Source organism: Pseudoalteromonas sp. S554 (assembly GCF_005930865.1).
GTDB lineage: Bacteria > Pseudomonadota > Gammaproteobacteria > Enterobacterales > Alteromonadaceae > Pseudoalteromonas > Pseudoalteromonas marina.
This window is the reverse complement of sequence record NZ_PNDV01000050.1, coordinates 14,823-28,455: the sequence shown is the minus strand read 5'-3', so window position 1 is coordinate 28,455 and position 13,633 is coordinate 14,823. Positions and strand designations below refer to the sequence as shown.

Annotated in this window: 15 protein-coding genes and 1 pseudogene; 5 read left to right on the top strand and 11 right to left on the bottom strand. The window is 41.8% G+C overall.

The window, feature by feature from the left end:
- The first annotated feature begins 351 nt into the window (after positions 1-351).
- Positions 352-831 carry an RNA recognition motif domain-containing protein gene (locus tag CWB65_RS12195; protein WP_010558141.1) on the top strand — a complete coding sequence of 160 codons (480 nt, stop codon included), beginning with the start codon at positions 352-354 and terminating at the stop codon, positions 829-831.
- Here CWB65_RS12195 and murI read toward each other — a convergent pair.
- The gene (gene murI, locus CWB65_RS12190; protein WP_138740673.1) at positions 794-1,594 is read right to left on the bottom strand and encodes a glutamate racemase; all 801 of its coding nucleotides are present in this window, start codon (positions 1,592-1,594) and stop codon (positions 794-796) included. The genes CWB65_RS12195 and murI overlap by 38 nt on opposite strands.
- A 77-nt stretch (positions 1,595-1,671) precedes the next feature.
- Complete coding sequence (locus tag CWB65_RS12185; protein WP_138740672.1) at positions 1,672-2,799, bottom strand: DUF5610 domain-containing protein; 1,128 nt, start codon at positions 2,797-2,799, stop codon at positions 1,672-1,674.
- A 162-nt stretch (positions 2,800-2,961) separates the two neighbouring features.
- Between CWB65_RS12185 and trmA the strand changes: the two genes are divergently transcribed.
- Positions 2,962-4,059, top strand: coding sequence for a tRNA (uridine(54)-C5)-methyltransferase TrmA (gene trmA / locus CWB65_RS12180; protein WP_006794650.1), 1,098 nt, complete (start codon positions 2,962-2,964; stop codon positions 4,057-4,059).
- Between the two features lie 10 nt (positions 4,060-4,069).
- Here the strand turns inward: trmA and CWB65_RS12175 are convergent.
- The 5 genes and pseudogenes from CWB65_RS12175 to ccoG form a co-directional block, all read right to left on the bottom strand.
- Positions 4,070-4,521: pseudogene (locus CWB65_RS12175) on the bottom strand (2-thiouracil desulfurase family protein).
- A 59-nt stretch (positions 4,522-4,580) separates the two neighbouring features.
- Positions 4,581-5,219: a thiol:disulfide interchange protein DsbA/DsbL gene (locus CWB65_RS12170; RefSeq protein ID WP_006794648.1), complete on the bottom strand. Its 639-nt coding sequence runs from the start codon at positions 5,217-5,219 to the stop codon at positions 4,581-4,583.
- 16 nt (positions 5,220-5,235) lie between these two features.
- Positions 5,236-5,859 carry a thiol:disulfide interchange protein DsbA/DsbL gene (locus tag CWB65_RS12165; RefSeq protein WP_010558136.1) on the bottom strand — a complete coding sequence of 208 codons (624 nt, stop codon included), beginning with the start codon at positions 5,857-5,859 and terminating at the stop codon, positions 5,236-5,238.
- A gap of 34 nt (positions 5,860-5,893) precedes the next feature.
- Complete coding sequence (locus CWB65_RS12160) at positions 5,894-6,868, bottom strand: serine/threonine protein kinase (RefSeq protein ID WP_006794646.1); 975 nt, start codon at positions 6,866-6,868, stop codon at positions 5,894-5,896.
- Positions 6,869-6,943: 75 nt separating this feature from the next.
- Positions 6,944-8,374, bottom strand: coding sequence for a cytochrome c oxidase accessory protein CcoG (gene ccoG, locus CWB65_RS12155; protein WP_138740671.1), 1,431 nt, complete (start codon positions 8,372-8,374; stop codon positions 6,944-6,946).
- Between the two features lie 289 nt (positions 8,375-8,663).
- Between ccoG and CWB65_RS12150 the strand changes: the two genes are divergently transcribed.
- Positions 8,664-9,023 (top strand): hypothetical protein, encoded by a 360-nt coding sequence (locus CWB65_RS12150; protein ID WP_008129647.1) that lies wholly within the window; start codon positions 8,664-8,666, stop codon positions 9,021-9,023.
- Positions 9,023-9,229 (top strand): hypothetical protein, encoded by a 207-nt coding sequence (locus CWB65_RS12145; protein WP_006794643.1) that lies wholly within the window; start codon positions 9,023-9,025, stop codon positions 9,227-9,229. The genes CWB65_RS12150 and CWB65_RS12145 overlap by 1 nt, the downstream gene beginning before the upstream one ends.
- A 39-nt stretch (positions 9,230-9,268) precedes the next feature.
- On the opposite strand, the gene CWB65_RS12140 is transcribed toward CWB65_RS12145, so the two are convergent.
- From CWB65_RS12140 to CWB65_RS12125, 3 genes are all read right to left on the bottom strand, one after another.
- Positions 9,269-9,856 (bottom strand): UPF0149 family protein, encoded by a 588-nt coding sequence (locus CWB65_RS12140; RefSeq protein ID WP_006794642.1) that lies wholly within the window; start codon positions 9,854-9,856, stop codon positions 9,269-9,271.
- A gap of 89 nt (positions 9,857-9,945) precedes the next feature.
- Complete coding sequence (locus CWB65_RS12130) at positions 9,946-11,223, bottom strand: ISL3 family transposase (RefSeq protein ID WP_000610830.1); 1,278 nt, start codon at positions 11,221-11,223, stop codon at positions 9,946-9,948.
- A 12-nt stretch (positions 11,224-11,235) separates the two neighbouring features.
- Positions 11,236-12,270 carry a permease gene (locus CWB65_RS12125; protein WP_024602395.1) on the bottom strand — a complete coding sequence of 345 codons (1,035 nt, stop codon included), beginning with the start codon at positions 12,268-12,270 and terminating at the stop codon, positions 11,236-11,238.
- Between the two features lie 111 nt (positions 12,271-12,381).
- Here CWB65_RS12125 and CWB65_RS12120 point away from each other — a divergent pair, with 111 nt between their 5' ends.
- Positions 12,382-12,696: an ArsR/SmtB family transcription factor gene (locus CWB65_RS12120; RefSeq protein ID WP_008294929.1), complete on the top strand. Its 315-nt coding sequence runs from the start codon at positions 12,382-12,384 to the stop codon at positions 12,694-12,696.
- Between the two features lie 175 nt (positions 12,697-12,871).
- Here the strand turns inward: CWB65_RS12120 and CWB65_RS12115 are convergent, their stop codons facing one another.
- Positions 12,872-13,630 (bottom strand): type II secretion system protein N, encoded by a 759-nt coding sequence (locus CWB65_RS12115; protein ID WP_138740670.1) that lies wholly within the window; start codon positions 13,628-13,630, stop codon positions 12,872-12,874.
- Between the last annotated feature and the right edge of the window lie 3 nt (positions 13,631-13,633).

Below are 13,633 nucleotides of genomic sequence, written 5' to 3'. Positions count from 1 at the left end.
TCGAGTCAATACTTTGTTTTAAACTTTCTTATGATAATTTAAAACCGAAGTTTTACTTAACTCTCTGAGCCGCTAACACTTTGCTATGCTTCGGCGTTTCCCGTCTCAGTGGGGTCGCATTATAGGGAGATCCGAAAACAGATCAACCCTTTTTTTAGATCTTTTTACTGTTCGAACAAAATTAGAACAAAACCACAAAAAACCATGTTAAAACACGCTTAAATTGATGTTTTTTTACACTGCTTTTTATAATTTCATATAAATATCATTGCTAAGTTCGTTTAAGACGTTAAGATAGCAAGTTCACAATGTTAAATTAATGTTTATTTCCTGTTTATTGGTAGATCTAAAATGAAATTACCCGATCAAAAATCTTTTATCTTTTCTGTTGTTATTGCTGTAGTTGGTTTTGTTATTGTTAAGTTCGCCCTTGGAAGCTTAGAACTTGACCCTGCAATTGTATTTGCTGTTGGCTTATTAATAGGTGGGCTAGTTATTGCTGCTATGTCTTCTGACGTTTTAGAAGAGGCCGAAGTAAAAACTAAAACACTTTACGTTGGTAACCTTCCTTACCGTGCAAACGAAGGTGTTGTTCGTGCTTTGTTTGAAGAGCAAGGTAAAGTATTCAACGTTCGCCTATTAAAGGATAAAAATACAGGCAAACGTCGTGGCTTTGGTTTTGTTGAAATGGCGCAAGCTGATGCAGACAATGCTATTGCTAACTTGAACGATAGTGAGTTCCAACAACGTACTTTAAAAGTTCGTGAAGCAAAACAAAAACAAGAAGATGATTCTAATACGCTTCGAGCTCAGGCGGATCAATCAGTTTAACTAGCTTAACCGCAAGTTTATCGCTGATCACATTAGCCGTTGCATAGTATTGCAATGGCTTTTTTATGCCAGGTATATTTTGTGCTAATAAACCTGACTCAGTTAATAGATAAATAACCCTATTTGCTATTGCTGCACCAGAATCCACCAGCTGAATGCTATTTTTAAAGTGCTCACTAATCTGCTTTGTAAGTATTGGAAAGTGAGTACACCCCAATACAATCACATCTGTTTGCTTTTCAATATTCAAACCTTCAAGTACAGCATGTAATTTATTTGTATCTAAATAGCCATTAAAGAAAAGTAATTCAGCAACGTTTACCAACTCAACACTGCTATATAAGTTAACAGTTACATTACTAGCGTGCTGCGCTATTAACTTTTTTGTATATGAGCTCGCTATTGTGGCAGGTGTTGCCAGTAAAGCAATGTGATTTAAACATGTTAATTCTGCGGCGGGCTTGATTGCTGGTACAACACCAACTATGGGTATATCTGTAATTTTGCGTACAGCACTTAATGCCGATGTGGATGCCGTGTTGCATGCTATTACAATTAAATCGACGTTTAGCTTGTTTGACTTAATGAAATGAATGAGCGAACACAAACGATTAATAATTGTTTGTTGTGTTTGAGCTCCATAAGGTAAGAAAGCATTATCCATAAAATAGCTATATTGAGCATTCGGGATACGTTGCTTTATATGATCAAGTACTGTTGTGCCACCAATCCCTGAATCAAAAACCATTATATGCGCTGACAAACTACCGTTCCTATTATTAGATTAGAACGGCAGTTTGCCATGTGATTTTTGCAAAAGAAAGTAGTTTAATGTTGAGGTTAAACTTCCTCTGCTGTTTGCTTTGTCGCGCTATTTATCTTATTAAGGTTTTCAAACATAGCTTTTGTGTAATCAACCAGTTTATCGATCTCACTTTGATCTTCATTAAGCCACTGCATAATACCTGATAATTGATTTTGAATACCTAGCTCGGTTGCTTTAGAAAATGCCTCTCGGAGGTCATCATTAAAAGGCGCTACTTTATCTGCAATTACTTTTTCTGGAGCCGGTTTATTTTCTTCGTAACCCTTTATTGCAGCAACTGTTTTGGTTTGGCGTAAATCCATTGAAAATGCGACAAGTTGTTCATTGCCTAAACTAAGCTCTTGCGCCTCTTCAAATGCCTGCTCTAAATCGCCGCTAAAAAAGGTCTTGCTTACGTTTTGTAGGTTTTCCATTAACTCATTAATTGCTTCTTGCTCTTTATCATTAAGGTCGCCGTTAACTGATATTGAAAATGAAAGCTCTCTCGATTGTGATGATTCACTTACGAATGCCTCCCCTCCCTCAGCACGCTGATAGCTACTAGCAGACTGAGATTTAAACGCATCGGCAAAACTTATCGTTACTTCATCACCTTCTGCGGTTGTGAAACTGTACTGAGCATTATTACTTAAACTTGTGTATTGTGCTTGAGTTACCCCCACACTAGCGGGCATTGGGTTGAACAAGTTATCTTCAAACTTATCAAGGCCATCAAAAATACCTTCTTTTGATTTGTTGATTCCCTCTTGGGTTTCATCGTTCAGAACGCCGGATTCTTTTAACTCATCAACAGCGTCATCAATACCTATTTGCACCCCCTTACGGGCATCACTTAGCATACCTTTTAATTTATCGTCATCGGCACCATCAGCTTTTGCTTTATTAACGGCGCCGGTGACAAAGTCGAGTACATTTTTAACTATTGCTTCAAAATCAAAAAGGGGCTTATCTGCTTTTTTTTCTTGAACAGGCAAACCAAGCTGCTCTGCCATTTTATCACCTAAAACTTTAGCAGCTAATTCTTTACCTCGTTGCTGATAGCTGTCTTGCGGAGACGCGATGGTAGGTTGTTGTACATCAGCTTTGTTGTTGAATTTGTTTATGTTCTGGCTTGGTACAAAGCCATAATTGCCTATTTTCATGAATCGTCTCCTGAGCATGCGTAGTTTGTTATCGGCCAGGGCATAAAAAACTAAAGTAAACCGTGCAAAAAAACATCATTTATTCTAGCCAAAACTAGACAAATGCGAACCGCTCCCTACAATAGCGCCGATAAACAGATCTTAGATAAGGTAGTAACGCGAATGGCAGTTATTAAAATAGATACCACACAGTACCAAGCGCAGTTAAGTGAAAAAGAACAGCGTATAACTTCACAGTTTCAACGTTTTGGTGTGGAGCAGCTAGAAGTATTTAGCTCGGAGCCAATTAACTACCGCCAACGTGCCGAATTTAGAGTATGGCATGATGGAGACGATCTGTTTCATATAATGTTTGATCAGCAAACTAAAGAAAAAATACGCGTTGATACGTTTGACCCTGCGGCACCGCTTGTTGGTGAAATCATGCAGGTGATGATTGAAAACCTTAAACCATGCGAGGTTTTACGCCGGAAGCTATTTCAAATAGATTACCTGTCTACACTCAGTGGTGAAATTTTAGTGAGCTTGCTTTATCACAAGCCGCTTGATGATGAATGGCTACGTGAAATTAAGTCACTAAAGGCAAAACTGAGTGAAAAATATAAAATAGATTTTATTGGCCGAGCACGTAAGCAGAAAGAAGTGCTAGGTGATGACTTTGTAACAGAGCAATTAACTGTAAATGGCCAAGAACTAATTTACCAACAAGTAGAAAATAGCTTTACGCAACCTAATGCAAAAGTAAATATAAGTATGCTTGAGTGGGCACAAGATTTATGTAAACCACTTAAAAATGATTTACTGGAGCTTTACTGCGGTAATGGTAACTTTTCTATTGCGCTAGCGGGATCTTTTAATAAAGTACTCGCAACTGAAATATCTAAATCGTCTGTTCACTCTGCTCAATATAATATTGCCAAAAACAATGTAGACAACCTAGATATTATTCGTATGTCGAGCGAAGAGTTTACTCAAGCAATGAATGGCGAACGTACTTTTTCTCGTTTAGACGGTATTGACCTTAAAAGCTATGACTGCCAAACCATATTAGTCGACCCGCCACGCGCTGGTATGGATGAGTTAACCTGTGATTTAGTGGCTAATTACGAAAACATAATTTATATATCGTGTAATCCTGACACACTGGAACGCGATTTAGATCATTTAACGCGTTCGCATAACGTTAAGCGCTTTGCGATATTTGATCAGTTCCCTTATACACATCACATAGAGTCGGGTGTTTTCTTACAGCGTAAATAACCAACCAAAATTAAAGTGCCAGTGCTTTTATAAGTGCTGGTATTTGCTCTTCACTAAATACTTGAACTCCATTCTTTATTAATAATGCTGCAGTTAAACCTAGACCTTCGATTTTTATTCCGCGATGCTTTCCATCATATATTGTATTTCGTCCGCAAGAAGGGCTCGATTCTTTAAGTAAAGCAAAACGAACTTTATTTTTTTACAAAGTTCTAGCGCTATATTAGCCCCAGTTTGAAATTGCTCTGTTACATCTTCTCCTGAATTAGTAATTACTTTCCCCTGTATTATTTCAGCAGGAGCTCTAGGAGTAGATAGCCCACCAGCCACTTCAGGACAAAAGGATATTATTTTCTTATTACTTTGCCATACCCGTAATTGTGGATGCTGTAATGTTTGTCCTTTCCCATCATAACGAACAGGCTGCCCTAGCAAGCAACTCGATACTAATATTTTTTTCATTGCTACATCCTTATAAAGCAAAAAAGCTCCTTAAGGAGCTTTTTTGCTTTTAGCTAAACTTACTTGTTAGCTAAGTAATTAATTAATTTACTGATATCTTCAGGAGCTGTAACACCCGATTCACGGCCTAAGTTTAATTTATACTTACCGTTTACGATAAATGTGGGTACACCACGAAGAGCACCTTTTTCTTTAAAGTATTCTTGATCACGTTTCATCTTAGAACTTAATGTACGAACCGAAAAGCTTTTAAATAACTTATCAAACTTATCGCCATCAACACCTTGCGCAACAAACACATCTTTCACGTCAGCTAATTCGTTAAATTTAGCGCGCTTAGTGTGAATATGATTAAAAATAGCTGCGATAAGTTTCTCTTTTTGAGGAAGTACTTCAGCAGTTGCAAGTGCTTGGCTCATCATTTGTTGGTTTTCTGGATTACGAACACCCACAAAGTCAACGTGACTCTTTTTAAACTTAACATTTTTATCTAGTTTAGGCTTAAATTCGCTGATCAGTGACTCGTAGTTATTACACGCCGGGCAGTAAAAAGAGAAAAACTCTTTTACTTCTGGCTTTTTAGTGGCACGTTCAGCAATAACATCGTAATGGACGCCTTCTTGGTAGTCCGCCGCAAAGCTTGTTGCTGCCATCGGTAATACTAATGCAAGTAACCCTGCTTTAAGTAGTTTAATCATTCTTATGCTCCAAAATTTATAATGCTAATAAAAACGCAATTAACTCATCAAGTTCTTGTTGGTTTTTTATGGTGTTAATATTGATTTTGTATTTATCGTTAACAATAAAAGTAGGTACACCAGTTAACGCACCTAACTTTGAATATTTGTTTTGCTTATCTTGCATTGCTTGCTCTTCGGCAATAATAGGCATGCTTGCAATCGCTTGGTCAAATGTGTCGCTATCTATTCCATTTACTTCCAATAGCTTTTTAAGGTCTTTAACTTCTGTTAAAGGCGCACCTTGAATATGGATACTTCTAAAAATTTGGTCAGCTATATTTTGTGCTTGCCCTTGTTGTTTTGCGATTAAGTAAGCAAAGCTTAAATTACTTTGTGCCTGTGGAGATACACCACCTAAAAAGTTGACGTGACTTTTAACAAAATCAGTGCCTTCAGGCAGTTTTTTTTCAATTGCTTTAGCCACTGGTTCAAATTTAAAACAGTGCGGACAATAAAATGAAAAGAACTCTGTTACCTGGGGTGTTGTGCTTTTTTCAGTTTTAATAATCGTGTATTGGTTATTTGCCTCAAACTGTGCAGCAAAGGCTGCAAATGGTAAACATAAAAGAAGTAGGCTCAGTTTTAGTTTTTTAAGCATTAGTGTCTCGTTGTACTCGTCATTAAAAAATAATTTACGGCAATAACTTTAACGGCGGTTCTTGCAGTGCAGCAAGTTGTTCTTTAAGCGCTAAAATTTGTTGCTCCCAGTATTTGTCATCAGCAAACCATGAAAAGTTCCGCACAAAAGCTGGATCGCTCCACCTTTTTGCCACCCATCCCATGTAGTGAATAATACGCATTGCTCGCAGCGGTTCAATTAATTTGAGTTGAGCGTGGTCAAAATCACAAAATTCTTCATACGCTCCCACCAAAGTGTCTAACTGTAACAGTTGCGTTGGTCTGTCGCCACTGAGCATCATCCATAGATCTTGAATAGCAGGCCCTTGACGACTATCGTCTAAATCCACGAACATTAGCGCATCGCCAGCCCATAATATATTGCCTGCATGGCAATCGCCATGTAAGCGAATACTATTTGTATCTTGATACTGCTTTTGTGTCTGCTCAATTACCAAATCTAAAATAGTATAAAAAGCAGTGCTTAATCCCATTGGCACCAAGTTACTTTTTTGAAGATGAACTTTAGCTGTATGCAAGTATTCTTCACAGCTTATTGTTGGTCTGTAAGTAAAGGGTTTGGTTTTAGCTACTTGGTGCATTCGACCAATTAAACGTCCCATAACATCAAGCTGATCTAAATTATCTACTTCAAATAACCGCCCACCCACACTTGGGAATACCACAAACATATAGCCCTGGTGTTCAAACAAGCTTTGTCCATTATGTAAAACAGGGGCTACAACGGGTACTTCAGCGTCAGCAAGCTCAAAAGCAAAATCGTGCTCCTCTTGAATTTGTGCTTTACTCCAACGCTCGGGACGATAAAACTTTACTACGTAACGCAGACCGTCTTCGGCTTTAAATTGATAAACTCTATTTTCATAACTGTTAAGCGCTAGTAACCCAGACTCGGGATAAATACCTATGGTTTCTATCGCATCAAGTATTAAATCTGGGGTTAAATCTATAAAGCTAAATTTGCTCATGCTCTTCTTATATAAATGAAAAGCGGGTTGAACCCGCTTTTGTTATTGCTATATTTACCGAATTAGAAAGTACGGCTATCGCGCTCTAAAAAAGTTGCTCGATTGCGAAATTGTTTCATCCGGTTCATTAACTGGCGACAATACAAAATTAAACTCTGTTATAGGCGCTTTTAAGTCATAAGGGTCCATAACGAGTGATAATGGCACATTATGCGATTGACCTGCTTGAACAGTAAATACTTGTTTACCTATGTATTTAAAGTTTTCTAGCCCCGCCACTTTAATGTTAAAGGTTTGCTCATATTGCGCCTTATTGATGACCTTTAAGGTATATGTGTTTTCAACCAAGCCATTAAAGTCGACACGATATAGCTGATTTCGATCACGAATAATATCAAAGTCCATTGGTTTACGCAGTGCAATATTTGCAACAAGCGCGCCTGTTAGCAACACTAGTATGACCGTATACCCAATAATTTTGGCTCGTAGAGGATTGGTTTTATTTTCTGGCGTCTCAAGATTACGTTCTGTGGTATACGAAATTAACCCTCGCGGGTACTCCATTTTATCCATTACGCCGTCACACGCATCAATACACGCACCACAATTTATACACTCAGCCTGCAAACCGTTTCTTATATCAATGCCTGTTGGGCAGACTTGTACACATAGGTTACAGTCAATACAGTCACCTATTTCTAAATCAGCGTGGGCAACCTTACGTGAGCGAGGGCCCCGGCTTTCACCTCGGCTTTCATCATAGGTTACTGTGTAGGTATCTTTGTCAAACATTGCCGACTGAAAACGTGAGTAGGGACAGATATGCAAACACATAATTTCACGCATCCAGCCTGCGTTGCCATATGTACACACAGCAAATACTAAAATGCTCACTAGTGCATAACCGCCAACATTAAAGGTTATAAAATCAGGGAGTAGCTCTCTTATCGGTGTGAAGTAACCAACAAACGAAATAGAAGTATACAAAGAAAACAACACCCAGCTGGAATGCTTAGCTGTTTTTCGCCAGAACTTGTCAAAGTCCATAGGCCGTTGATCGAGCTTTTTACGTTGATTTGCTGTCCCTTCAAGTTTTTCTTCAAACCAGATAAAAATGAAGGTCCAGACCGTTTGAGGACAAGTATATCCGCACCAGACTCGTCCATAAAATGTAGTTACCAAAAACAGCGCAAAAGCCGCCAGCATGAATATAAACGCCAGTATGGTGAAGTCTTGAGGCCATAAAGTTAGACCAAAAATATTGTATTTTTGTGCTATTAAATCAAATAGCACGGCTTGCTGGCCGTTAAAGTTTATCCATGGCAAAACCATAAATACGAGCATGCCTAAAAAACCAATGCGCTGTCTTAGTAATTGGTGAAGACCTTTTACGGCTCTCACATAAATGCGGTTACGGGGGTTAAATCTATCATCTTGACGGCTTAAATCCGGCTTTTGAATTTTTACCTCAACAGGAATGTTTTTTACTTTAATCTGTTTGTCCATCGAAGTTCCTCAACACCGCTTGGAAAATAAAAGCTGAGCACTAATCAAATGCTCTATACTCATAGTGTAGCAAGTAACTTGCTAAGTAAGACTTGTTTAATGAATCATAAATTAAATACTTTCAGATATTTCAGAAATATCTAACTTTTGTCAGTTATTATATCAATATTGGCTAAAATTACTGGTATAGATTACAACTAATTTATTCATCTCAGTTACTTGCTTTTAAAAGGCAGTTTATTACACTGCTTGATAATTCAACCCTATTTAGATCAAGGTTTACGTATCCATGAAGAAGTTTATTATTTTGATAATTGTGATCCTTGCGTTTTTTACCATTGATCATCCACTTGTAAAAGAACCACGCGAAAAGCTATTAGGCGAAGGTATTGGCTTTTTAAGTGATGCAAGTAAAGTAAATAGAAGCCCTGCTGCTAATTTAGCAAAAAACAGAATTAGTCATGAGCTAACACTTTCAAGCTCAGAAAAAGAATACGTAGAAAAAACATTCACCACTGATGACGCAGTTCAGCTATTTAATTTGCGCTACTGTCGTGAACGCGACTTAAACCTATACTTCTACGCTGAACGCTTAAATAAAGTGTGTAAAATAGTGTCTGAATCACTCGAGCAAAAACGGGCTAAATAATGGACTTTTCTAATTTAAACAAAAAAACCAGTGATTCGTTTCACAAGCAACGTAATATGCTTAAACAGTTAGCACAAGGTAAAACGCTAAAATGCGAAAAATGTAATACGGTACTCACACTCGATTTAGCCACCAGCGAAGTGGGAAAAGGCGTGGTGAAGTGCAAGCAAGGCTGCACAGATATTATTTTAGATCTTGGCGCTTGATATTAATTAAAGCGCCATTATTAAAAAGTTTAACGCTAACTACTCGTCCCAGCCATCATCGTTATACAAACCACTATTGAGCGCCACTATTTCTACTAGCTCTGCAAAACCAAGTGCAAAATCCCCCATAAGGTCATATTGTTGCTCACACAACTGCAATGTATTCATTGAATTTTGTGATGCTATTTGAGAGATAAGCTGTGTATCTAATGCAAAAAAGCTGAGGGTTGCTTGTGCGGTTTCTAAGGCCTCTTTGTACTGTGCATCTAACTTCGTTGCTGCTAATAGCTTTTGCGTGTAAGCATTACTTGCTGTTAAAAAGCCTTGGCTCCACTGCGAGCAAAATGCACTGTCGTACTGTGGTGGCAGTTTATAACCTACTTCAAAAACCTGTTCACTTATTTGATGGTAAAACGCCATAAATAAAAATAGCGTTTCTTCATCTAATTCGTTTGCTGAATTATTGAGTATCACATCAACCCATTCGTGCACATCAAGAGGGTCGGGTGAACATATAACGCCAAACAAATAACCTTGGCTTTGTTCAAAGGTCATGGCTTGAGGTTGGGTATTTAGAAATGTGCTGAGCTGCTTAGCATGCAGCTCAGTGAATTGCGGTAGTTGCATTAAAACTCTTTATATCAAAACATTAAAAATTGGGTATACGGATTTAATGGTTGATGGGGCACCTTTACCCCACCAACCTGATACCATTATCAGATGGTTGATAGATCGACTCCGTAGTTGAGTTCCTCTGCGAAGTCCGGCAGTCCGTAACCGATGGTTTTCTTGTAGAAAGGAGAGACCTTCGCAGTCGGTGCCTTCTTCTTGTGCTTCGTGGTGTAGAGCATTCGTGCCCGCATCACCTCGAAGGAGTAACCGCGCCCTTCACGGTTCTTGTCCTTGGCCAGTCGGTTGATGGACTCCGTGTAAGCGTTGGTGACGGGCATGTCCGTCTCGAAGTAGGTCATGGTCTCTTCGCGCCAGTTTCCCACTGCCCTGACCAGATCGCTCCAGACTTCCTTTTGGCCCTTCGGGATGGTGGCTATCCACTCGTCCAGGGCGGCTTCTGCCTGGAGCCGTGTGGTGGCGTCCCAGATGCCGTAGAAGCGCTCCTTGTGCTCGTAGGCGGCCAGCAGTTGCGGGAACGCGCCTGTCCAGGTCTCCATGATGAGGCGCTCCCGGTCTGAGACTTCGTGAGCGCGTTTCAGCAGGATTTTCCGGTCTCCCTTGAGAGTCCGGCTCTGGGACGGTTTCAGCTCCTTTCTGAGGCCCTTGCGCACTCTCTCTAGGGCATCGTTGGCCATGCGCACCACATGGAACTTATCGACCACGATACGGGCCTGGGGCAGCACAGCCTTGACCGCTGCCCGGTAGGGGTTCCACATGTCCATGCTGACGATCTCGACCTTCTGCCGGTCTTTCAGCTTCATCAGGTAGTTGGTCACCACGTCCTGGCGGCGGGTGGCCAGCAGGTCGAGCAGGGTTCGCTCCTCAATGTTGGTCAGAATGCAGCGGTAGCGCTTGTTCAGGTATAGCTCGTCAATGCCCAGGATGCGGGGCGTCTCGAAGCGGTGCCAGCGCCCCAGGAACTCGGCGCGGGCGTTGAAGATGTCGCGCACCGTCTTCTCGTCCAGGCCGGTCTGTGCCGCCACAAAGGTGTAGGGGTGGTTGAAGGATTCCTTCTCCACGTACTCATGCAGCCGCAGTGTCATACGGAATCCGTCCACCATCTCTGGTAGCTGGGGCCTGAATGTTGTCTTGCAGGCCCGGCAGGTGTATCGGCGGCGGACCACCCAGAGAGTGACCCGCTTGCCGTGGATGGGCAGATCACGATAGGGAACGTCACGCTTGCCGAACCGTACGAACTCACCCTGCACGCCGCACCCCTCGCAGGCTACTGGTGTAGGTGCTTCAAGCCGAAAATGTATGTCTTCATTCTGCTCATCAGAATCCACCAACTGGTACCCAGGAAGGCTTAACGAATTAATCATCTCCCGCCTTGATCAGAAAAACAGGTAGGTGGCGTAACCGGCAATCATCGCCATAGCAAAAATGACTGCTAAAAACGCCGCTAAAAGCTTCAGCGTGAACAAAGAGCGCAACAGAATGAGCTCAGTCAGGCTGGCTCCGGCACTGCCGATGATCAACGCTAGCACCGTCCCGGCACCCACGCCTTTGGCCATCAGAGCCGCTGCCAGAGGTATGACGGCTTCAGCGCGAATATACAACGGCACGCCGATGACAGCGGCAACTGGAATGGCAAAGGGATTATCTGGGCCTGCATACTGCTCCAATAAGTCAGTGGGCATGAAACCATAGACCACGCTGCCAATCGCAATACCGATGAGCAGGTAAGGCAACACATCGATAAAGTCCGACCAAGCTTCCCGCCACACACCACTGTACTTCCCTTCTTTCTTAACCGTGACAGTGGGTTGACTGTCACAGCATTCGCTAGACGTAGAGACTGTTGTCTTCCTATCAGCCCCGCAAGAAGCCGTCTTCGGAGTGGTGTCGCAGCTGTTGGTGCCGCAACTCGATGCGGTCGATGTAGCACTGCACGGGCTTGCTGATGAACTACATCCACTGCTCTCTTGTGTCGCCGTCCGGCGCACATAACGCTCGAAGCCAAGCGTGTGAAGCAGCCATCCGGCACCTACCGCGACCACCAAAGCGGCGAGCACATAGATAGCAGTAAGTGTCCATCCAAACGTGGCAACCAGCAGGCCGACGACGATAGGATTCAGCAACGGAGATGAGAAAAGAAACACCATCATCGGCCCAAAACCGGCCCGTGCCCGAATCAACCCTTTCAACATGGGGATAGTCGAGCAACTACAGAAGGGCGTTATAGCTCCTAAACCAGCAGCAAGAAAATAGCCTCGCTTCCCACTGGAAGTCAGTAACGCTTCCACCTTGGATGGTGGGATGTGACGTTGAAGAACTCCGACCAGCAAGCTAATGCCAATGAATAAAACCGATAGCTCGATAGCGAGAAAGGCGAACATGCCTAGAGCGTCTTGGAGTTGAGGTGACATTCAATATTACTCCTATATTTCTAGTTTTATCGAAATGATGTACGCAGCCTACTTGCGTTTATCCGACCTGTCAACTATAATTCTAGAAACATCGAATTATTGGGGCGTGCTATGGATCACGAAAAGGTTGCAGCCAGCTTAGCTGAGCTAGGGAATAGTCACCGACTGTCCGTGTTCCGCTTTCTGGTCAAAGCTGGCCATGATGGGGCTTCGGTCGGAGATATCCAGAAGGGGCTGGGTATTCCTGCTTCGACGCTATCACATCACCTTGCGCGCATGGCCAAGGTAGGGCTGATCCGGCAGGAGAAACATAGCCGCACGATTGTCTGTATATCCGAGTATGGGCACCTAGAGAATTTGATCGGTTTCTTACAAGAGGAATGTTGTGCAGGTGTTCGGATTGCGCATGAACCAGAACCGCTTTGACGCTTGCCCAGCTCTCGCTGTCCTCCCTAGTCAGCATCGCTATGAAGACTCAGGCGAAGGTGGAAACAGAAAATTGGCAGTAGAGTAGGCTGAAGAGGATCAATCAGATAATCCGCTGAGAAAGATTTTCTTCTTTACATCTTTGGCATTTTATCAACCAGAAATTCCGGATACCCTAAAAATTGAGCGGGTAACGACCTTGGCTATCTGGTCGGCCTAAAAACTTAACCGCATCGTGAACATCTTTTGGTAAGCTAGTATCTGGTTTTACATACCCTGCTACGCTAAAGTCAAAGTTAGCTTTAAGAGTGGCATCGGCTTCAAGCCCGAGGGTGTTATCAGGGTCGATTAATATTGCCACATCGCCCGACTTACAGCTTAACTTGCCAGCCAGAGGCCCTATATTAAACCAACCATTTAAGCCTTGCACGTCGATATTTGGGCTCGCTATTTCACCGATTAATGATTCACAGTAAGGAGCACCAGAGGTGTATTCATCTAGCTCAAGTATTACACGCCCCTTTGCTGTAACAGGTAATGGTAACTGAACTCGTTGCATAGCTCGCTCTACCGTTGAGCGAACTAAACCATCTGTTACTTTTAAAGTATGATTAAACAATCCATAACTGACGGTTGCATATCCCGATATATCGGTGCGTTCGCGAGCATTTCCAAACTTTATATTAGTATTTAAATTGCCAGTAAATAATGCCCAACCGGCGATATCCCAGCGCACATTGTTTAACTGCTCGCCATCAAAACGAACTTGCATTAATTGGCCTTGCCATACAGTGCCTACCGCCTGCCCTACTTCTAACTGCTTAGGAAAATGAGGTTTTGCTAAATCAAGCGCGATAGCAGCGGGTAATTTAATAATACAAAACACAATAAAACTAATTAAAAAGACAGCCGATAATATAATTATTCTTTTCATTTA

Excerpts from the sequence above, each read along its gene's own strand:
- CWB65_RS12195 (WP_010558141.1), top strand. The coding sequence starts at position 352 with ATGAAATTACCCGATCAAAAATCTTTTATCTTTTCTGTTGTTATTGCT.
- CWB65_RS12185 (WP_138740672.1), bottom strand. The coding sequence starts at position 2,799 with ATGAAAATAGGCAATTATGGCTTTGTACCAAGCCAGAACATAAACAAA.
- trmA (WP_006794650.1), top strand. The coding sequence starts at position 2,962 with ATGGCAGTTATTAAAATAGATACCACACAGTACCAAGCGCAGTTAAGT.
- CWB65_RS12170 (WP_006794648.1), bottom strand. The coding sequence starts at position 5,219 with ATGATTAAACTACTTAAAGCAGGGTTACTTGCATTAGTATTACCGATG.
- CWB65_RS12165 (WP_010558136.1), bottom strand. The coding sequence starts at position 5,859 with ATGCTTAAAAAACTAAAACTGAGCCTACTTCTTTTATGTTTACCATTT.
- CWB65_RS12160 (WP_006794646.1), bottom strand. The coding sequence starts at position 6,868 with ATGAGCAAATTTAGCTTTATAGATTTAACCCCAGATTTAATACTTGAT.
- ccoG (WP_138740671.1), bottom strand. The coding sequence starts at position 8,374 with ATGGACAAACAGATTAAAGTAAAAAACATTCCTGTTGAGGTAAAAATT.
- CWB65_RS12150 (WP_008129647.1), top strand. The coding sequence starts at position 8,664 with ATGAAGAAGTTTATTATTTTGATAATTGTGATCCTTGCGTTTTTTACC.
- CWB65_RS12145 (WP_006794643.1), top strand. The coding sequence starts at position 9,023 with ATGGACTTTTCTAATTTAAACAAAAAAACCAGTGATTCGTTTCACAAG.
- CWB65_RS12140 (WP_006794642.1), bottom strand. The coding sequence starts at position 9,856 with ATGCAACTACCGCAATTCACTGAGCTGCATGCTAAGCAGCTCAGCACA.
- CWB65_RS12130 (WP_000610830.1), bottom strand. The coding sequence starts at position 11,223 with ATGATTAATTCGTTAAGCCTTCCTGGGTACCAGTTGGTGGATTCTGAT.
- CWB65_RS12125 (WP_024602395.1), bottom strand. The coding sequence starts at position 12,270 with ATGTCACCTCAACTCCAAGACGCTCTAGGCATGTTCGCCTTTCTCGCT.
- CWB65_RS12120 (WP_008294929.1), top strand. The coding sequence starts at position 12,382 with ATGGATCACGAAAAGGTTGCAGCCAGCTTAGCTGAGCTAGGGAATAGT.
- CWB65_RS12115 (WP_138740670.1), bottom strand. The coding sequence starts at position 13,630 with ATGAAAAGAATAATTATATTATCGGCTGTCTTTTTAATTAGTTTTATT.